Origin of the sequence: Pseudomonas sp. 22072 (assembly GCF_052046095.1) — a bacterium.
Taxonomy (GTDB): Bacteria; Pseudomonadota; Gammaproteobacteria; order Pseudomonadales; family Pseudomonadaceae; genus Aquipseudomonas; species Aquipseudomonas paracarnis.
This window is the reverse complement of the sequence record NZ_JBQEQE010000009.1, coordinates 22,474-29,277: the sequence shown is the minus strand read 5'-3', so window position 1 is coordinate 29,277 and position 6,804 is coordinate 22,474. Positions and strand designations below refer to the sequence as shown.

Annotated in this window: 4 protein-coding genes and 1 pseudogene; 3 read left to right on the top strand and 2 right to left on the bottom strand. The window is 61.7% G+C overall.

Annotated features, from left to right (window positions below; genetic code table 11):
• Positions 1-502 precede the first annotated feature (502 nt).
• Entirely contained in the window at positions 503-2,482 is a 1,980-nt protein-coding gene (locus ACTJLA_RS11590; protein ID WP_054918918.1) for a peptidase U32 family protein, read from the top strand.
• A 77-nt stretch (positions 2,483-2,559) separates the two neighbouring features.
• On the opposite strand, the gene ACTJLA_RS11585 is transcribed toward ACTJLA_RS11590, so the two are convergent.
• Positions 2,560-3,468 carry a DMT family transporter gene (locus ACTJLA_RS11585; RefSeq protein ID WP_034127661.1) on the bottom strand — a complete coding sequence of 303 codons (909 nt, stop codon included), beginning with the start codon at positions 3,466-3,468 and terminating at the stop codon, positions 2,560-2,562.
• 108 nt (positions 3,469-3,576) lie between these two features.
• Here ACTJLA_RS11585 and ACTJLA_RS11580 point away from each other — a divergent pair, with 108 nt between their 5' ends.
• The gene (locus tag ACTJLA_RS11580; RefSeq protein WP_034119698.1) at positions 3,577-4,017 is read left to right on the top strand and encodes an Lrp/AsnC family transcriptional regulator; all 441 of its coding nucleotides are present in this window, start codon (positions 3,577-3,579) and stop codon (positions 4,015-4,017) included.
• Between the two features lie 38 nt (positions 4,018-4,055).
• On the opposite strand, the pseudogene ACTJLA_RS11575 reads toward ACTJLA_RS11580, so the two are convergent.
• Positions 4,056-5,231, bottom strand: a pseudogene (locus tag ACTJLA_RS11575) (pyridoxal phosphate-dependent aminotransferase); the annotation flags it as partial.
• 192 nt (positions 5,232-5,423) lie between these two features.
• On the opposite strand from ACTJLA_RS11575, the gene ACTJLA_RS11570 reads away from it, so the two are divergent.
• The gene (locus ACTJLA_RS11570) at positions 5,424-6,770 is read left to right on the top strand and encodes a cation:proton antiporter (protein ID WP_054899060.1); all 1,347 of its coding nucleotides are present in this window, start codon (positions 5,424-5,426) and stop codon (positions 6,768-6,770) included.
• The last annotated feature ends 34 nt before the right edge of the window (positions 6,771-6,804 follow it).

Here is a 6,804-nt window from a genome sequence, read left to right as displayed (position 1 = left end):
TAAACCACGCTGGCGGATTACGGGCACACCGAGCCTGGGCGAGGTGCCGAGTGGTGGGGCAAGAGCGTTTTGCTTACTTTTGCCTGGGCCGGCATTCCGGCTTTTCAAAAGTGAGCCGCCGTCAGGGCGGAACCCAAGGTGGCCGTTACCGCAGGAATGGATATGTACTCGGTATAACAGTGTCGCCTGTCAGGTCGTCATCGCAGGCAAGCCAGCTCCCACATTTGGAACGCGGGGCATCAGGTCGATAGAGGTCGGCTGTCAGGCCGTCTTCGCAGGCAAGCCAGCTCCCACATTTGGAACGCGAGGCATCAGGTCGATAGAGGTCGGCTGTCAGGCCGTCTTCGCAGGCAAGCCAGCTCACACATTGGGTCTTCGTTGCGTTGAGTAATGCGTTCGCTTAACGGGCTTGCATTAGGGCCGACAGCCCTGCGGTATGCCGCCCAGGCATTTCACGGCTACAATGCGCGCCTCGACCGTGACAAGCCTGACTAAAAAAACTATGTCCTTGCCCAAGCATCACCTGGAATTGCTCAGCCCTGCCCGCGATGTCGCCATTGCGCGCGAGGCTATCCTGCACGGCGCCGACGCCGTTTATATCGGCGGGCCGAGCTTTGGCGCCCGCCACAATGCGTGTAACGAGGTGAGCGATATCGCTCAACTGGTGGAATTCGCCCGACGTTACCACGCCCGCGTCTTCACCACCATCAACACCATCCTGCATGACAACGAGCTGGAACCTGCGCGCAAGCTGATCCATCAGCTCTACGATGCCGGTGTGGATGCGTTGATCGTGCAAGACCTCGGCGTGATGGAGCTGGATATTCCGCCGATCGAGCTGCACGCCAGCACCCAGACCGACATCCGCACCCTGGGCCGGGCCAGGTTTCTCGACAAGGCCGGTTTCTCGCAGTTGGTACTGGCCCGCGAGCTGAACCTGCAAGAGATCCGCGCCATTGCCGACGAGACCGATGCCGCCATCGAGTTCTTTATCCACGGCGCCCTGTGCGTAGCGTTCTCCGGGCAGTGCAATATCTCCCACGCGCAAAATGGCCGCAGCGCCAACCGTGGCGACTGCTCCCAGGCCTGCCGCCTGCCCTACACCCTGAAAGATGACCAGGGCCGCGTGGTGGCCTTTGAAAAGCATCTGCTGTCGATGAAAGACAACAACCAGAGCGCCAACCTGCGTGCCCTGGTCGAAGCGGGCGTGCGTTCGTTCAAGATCGAAGGCCGCTACAAAGACATGGGCTATGTGAAGAACATCACCGCCTACTACCGCCAGCGCCTCGATGAGATCCTCGAAGACCGCCCGGACCTGGCCCGCGCTTCCAGCGGCCGTACCGCGCATTTCTTCCTGCCCGACCCGGAAAAAACCTTCCACCGTGGCAGCACCGATTACTTTGTCAGCGACCGCAAGATCGACATCGGTGCCTTTGACACCCCGACCTTTACCGGCCTGCCCGTGGGCACCGTGGAAAAAGCCGGCAAGCGCGACTTGCAGGTGGTCACCCATGAGCCACTGTCCAACGGCGACGGCCTCAATGTGCTGATCAAGCGTGAAGTGGTGGGTTTTCGCGCCAATATCGCCGAGCCCAAGGGTGAGTTCGAGGAAGACGGTGAGAAGCGCTACCGCTACCGCGTCGAGCCCAACGAAATGCCGGCTGGCCTGCATCAACTGCGTCCGCATCACCCGCTCAATCGCAACCTGGACCACAACTGGCAACAGGCCCTGCTCAAGACCTCGGCCGAGCGCCGTATCGGTTTGTCATGGGTCGCGCGCCTGCGTGAAGAGCAGCTGCAAATCACCGCGACCAGCGAAGAAGGCATCAGCGCCAGTGTCACCCTGCCCGGCCCGTTTGGCGTGGCCAACAAACCGGAACAGGCGCTGGACACCCTGCGCGACCTGCTCGGCCAGCTCGGCACCACCGAGTACCACGCCACCCGTATCGAACTGGATGCGCCGCAAGCGTTCTTCATCCCCAACTCGCAGCTCAAGGCGTTACGCCGTGAAGTGATCGAAGCACTGACCGCCGCACGCGTCGCCGCACATCCGCGGGGTGGGCGCAAGGCTGAAACTTCGCCGCCGCCGGTGTATCCCGAGGCGCACTTGTCGTTCCTGGCCAACGTCTACAACCAGAAGGCCCGGGACTTCTACCACCGTCACGGCGTGAAGCTGATCGATGCGGCCTTCGAAGCCCACGAAGAAACCGGCGAAGTGCCGGTGATGATCACCAAGCACTGCCTGCGTTTCTCGTTCAACCTGTGCCCTAAACAGGCCAAGGGCGTGACCGGAGTGAAGACCAAGGTGGCACCCATGCAATTGATCCACGGTGACGAAGTGCTGACCCTGAAGTTCGACTGCAAACCCTGCGAAATGCATGTGGTGGGCAAGATCAAGGGGCATATCCTCGGTCTGCCGCAGCCTGGCAGTGCGGTGGAGCATTTCAACCCGGAAAACCTTATCTACCAGGGCACGCACTAACCCTCACCTGTAGGAGCGAGCTTGCTCGCGAAGAACGAGAGAACGCCGCGTTTCAACCCTGATACGCGGCGTCATCGTTAACCTTCTTCGCGAGCAAGCTCGCGCCTACCGAGGTTGCGGGGCCACCACCAGCCCCGCTGCAACCCTGCCGCTGCCAACAGAATCGCCGCCACGCCCAGCCATTGCAGCCACCCCAGGCGATGCCCGAACGCAATCCAATCCACAAAGATCGCCGCAATCGGGTAGATGAACGACAGTGCGCCGGTAATGGCCGTCGGCAGTTTCTGGATCGCGCCATACAGCAGTACATACATCAAACCTGTGTGCACCACCCCCAAGGTGACCAAGGCCGCCCACGTCGTGGTGGATGCTGGCAGGCCATTCCAGGGCACCAGTGGCGCCAGCAATAGCGCGCCAGTCGTCACCTGGATCAATGCCATCAAATGCGGCGGTACTTCCTTGAGGCGCTTGATGATCAACGCCGCGACCGCATACAAAAATGCCGCACCCAGGGCCAGCGCGATGCCAACCAGGTAATCTCCTCCACCCGTTTGCTCGCCATGGGCGGTGACAATCGCCAACATGCCCAGGAACGCCACGCTCAACCATGCCAATTTCTGCACGGTGATTTTTTCACCGAGAAACACCGCCGCCAGCATCACCAGGATAAACGGCTGCACGTTGTACACCGCGGTGCTGATAGCGATGGAGGCACGGGAATAGGATTCGAACAGCAGCAACCAGTTGCCGACAATGGCCACGCCGCTGAGCACGGCCAGCCCCAGTTTTGCCCAACTGAGCAGGTCCAGGCGCAGGTAACCCAGCCAGGCGCACACCAGTACCAGCGTCAGCGCACCGATCACGCAGCGCCAGAACACCACCTCGATCACCGACACGCCAGACACCAGCACAAACCAGCCAATGCTGCCCGAGATCAGCATGGCGGCGACCATTTCCCACGACCCACGACGGATGGATGAATCCATGATTGAGGCTCCTCAAGTGAGGCTCCAGTATGGCAATCTGTTGGCGACGGCTACAGCGACTAAAAAAGGCAAAAGCCCGAAATCACCTTTTCTTATTAGGCACAGACCATGATCGACACCATCGACCAGCAACTGATCGCCGCTTTGATGGACGACTCGCGGTTGTCCCTCAAAGCCCTGGCAGGCATCACCGGGCTGTCTTCACCCAGCGTCAGCGAACGCCTGCGCCGCCTGGAAGAACGCGGCGTGCTGACCCACTACACCGTCGACATAGACCCCAAGCACTTCGGCTACCTGCTGCAGGCCATCGTGCGCATCCGCCCCCTGCCCGGCAAATTGCAGGAAGTGGAGCGCCAGATCCAGGCGATCCCCGAGTTCACAGAGTGCGACAAGGTTACCGGGGACGACTGCTTCATCGCACGCCTGCATGTACGCACCATGGAGCACCTCGACACGCTGCTGGACCGGCTGAATACCTATGCCGAAACCAACACCGCTATCGTCAAGAAAACCCCGGTGAAACGGCGTTTGCCGCCGTTGGCTGACTAAATGGGTTGTTCAGGTACTCATGCCCAGTGCACGGTGCGCTCACTGGTCAGCTTTTCCACAAACCCCACAATCCGCCGACAGGCCTGCGCCAGGCGCTCTTCGCCCAGGGTAAAGGACAGTCGAACGAACCCCTGGGCCGGCTCGCCGAAGGCTGCTGCGTCCAGCACCGACACGCCTGCTTCACGAAACAGGCGCCAGGCAAAATCCAGCGACCCCAGCCCCGTACCGCGCACATCCACCAGCACGAACATGCCCGCTTGCGGCGCCTGCACCCGGATGCCTGGGCAGGTGCTCAAGGCGGTCACTACCAGGTCACGTCGGCGTCGGTAGGTCTCCCGCATACCTTCAGTGACTTCATCGTGGGCCAACACCGCGGCGGTCGCCGCCTCCATCACGAAGCCGGGCAAGCCGTACATCATGCTCAACAGCAGGGTTTCGGCGTGCTGCACCATTTGCACTGGAGCGATGAGCCAGCCGATACGCCAGCCGGTCATGGCGTGGGATTTGGACAAGCTGCCGATCACAATGCAGCGCTGCGCCATGCCCGGTAATGCCGCGAGGCTGTGGTATTGACCGTCGAACACCAGGCTTTCGTAGACCTCATCCACCACCACCCACAGATCATGGGCGATGGCCAAGTCGGCAATGGCTTGCAGCTCCTGCAGGTCAAGCACCACCCCAGTGGGGTTGTTCGGATTGGAAAAGAATATCGCCCGGGTACGCGGGGTGATCGCGGCGGCGAGCAAGGACGGATTCAGGCGAAAGCCAGCCTCAGCACTGCAGGGCACCCGCACCAGAGTGGCGCCGCTGGCCTTGAGCGTGGCTTCGTAGGTGACATACATCGGGTCGAGCACCAGCACTTCGTCGCCGGCCTGCAACAGGCACAGCGAACTGATGAACAGCGCGTTCTGCGCACCGGGCACGATGATCACGTTGTCGGCGGCCAACGGCCGGGCAAGGGTTCGGCTGTAACGGGCGGCGATCGCCTCGCGCAGTGCGGGGCGACCGGCGATCTCGGTGTAGTGAGAATCTCCCGCGTGCAAGGCATTGACGGCGGCGTCGGTGATAAAGGGCGGCGTGGCGAAATCCGGGTCGCCGACGCTGAGGATGATGACGTCTTCGCCCTGGCTGGCGGCGTCGAACGCGGCGTGGTGGATGTCCCAGGCGGCAACGCCCTGCCCTGCAATGCGCTCAACGAAGGGAGAAAACTTCATGCCAGAGCCTCTGGTAAAAGAAGAAAGACGCAGATCCGTAGATGCGCGAGCGACAAGCGGCCAACTTAGTGCATGGCAAACCTTCGTTCAATGGCTAAATAGGGCCTTGTCCCCATGGCAGGCAATCACATTGAACCCCCTTCCGGTCGCCGTTCTCAAAGCTGCATAGACCACGGCCCTGGAACACGCACAATGACTTTCATTCTATGGTTGGCCGTATTGGGCGCCGTACTGCTTACCCTGGCCCTCACCTCCTCATACTTGCGCTGGATGCCGGTCACCACCTCGGCGGTGTGCCTGTTGCTGGGTATCGCCATCGGCCCTCTGGGTGTGGACCTGCTGCATCTGGACATCAAGGGCTCGGCGCGCTGGATGGAGCACCTGACCGAAGTGGCAGTGCTGTTTTCGCTGTTTGTCAGCGGCCTGAAATTGCGCCTGCCGCTCAAGCATCGCACCTGGCGCATCGCCTTCGGCCTGGCCGGCCCGGTCATGCTGTTGACCATCCTCGGCACCGGGCTGTTGCTGCATTACCTGCTTGATCTGTCGTGGGGGGTGTCTCTGCTGGTGGGCGCGATCCTGGCGCCGACCGACCCGGTGCTGGCGGGCCTGGTTCAGGTCAACAATGCCCAGGACTACGACGCGCTGCGCTTCGGTCTGTCAGGCGAAGCGGGGCTGAACGATGGCAGCGCCTTCCCGTTTGTGATCTTCGGCCTGCTGTTCATGCAACACGGCGGCTTCGATGGCGACTGGGTCGGCGGTTGGGTGCTGAAAAACCTGGTATGGGCGGTGCCGGTCGGGCTATTGATCGGCTACTGGATGGGCCGAGGTATTGGCCGGGTGACGTTGCGCCTGCGCCTGATCAATGCCGACAGCACCCTCTCGCCCAATGATTACCTGACACTGGCATTGATCGCCCTTGCCTATGTGACCGCCGAAGCCGTGGGCGGCTATGGCTTCCTGTCGGTATTCGCGGCGGGCCTGGGGTTGCGCCAGGCCGAGGTGAAGTCCACCGGCAACGCCCAGACACCCGCCGAGCACCTGGCGCAACCGGTGGTGGGCCACCTTGAAATCGAGCCCGAGCAAGCCTTGCATGGTGACGTCAGCCAGTTGAAGGACACCCAGATCGCGGCAGGCGTGATGATGGGCGACATGCTGGCCTTCGGCAGCCTGGTGGAGCGGGCCATGGAGGTGTTCCTGGTGACAGTCTTGGGCATCGTGCTGGTCAGCCACTGGGAGTGGGCCGCGTTGGCGGTGGCACCGTTGCTGTTTTGTGTGATTCGCCCCGCCAGTGTATTCGCCATGCCTTGGGGCCGCCTGTTGGACCGGCGGCAACGCAGCCTGGTCAGTTGGTTCGGCATTCGTGGGATCGGCAGCATTTACTACCTGTTCTATGCGCTCAACCACGGGCTGGTGGGCACCAGCAGTGCGGTGGCGGTCAACCTGACGTTGTCGGTCATCGCGTTGAGCATCCTGGCCCACGGGTTGAGTACCCAGCCCATGCTGGCGTGGTATGAGCGTCAGGCTGCGCAAAAAAATTGAATCCTGCACCGCGCCGGGGTTTCAAACAGTCAGG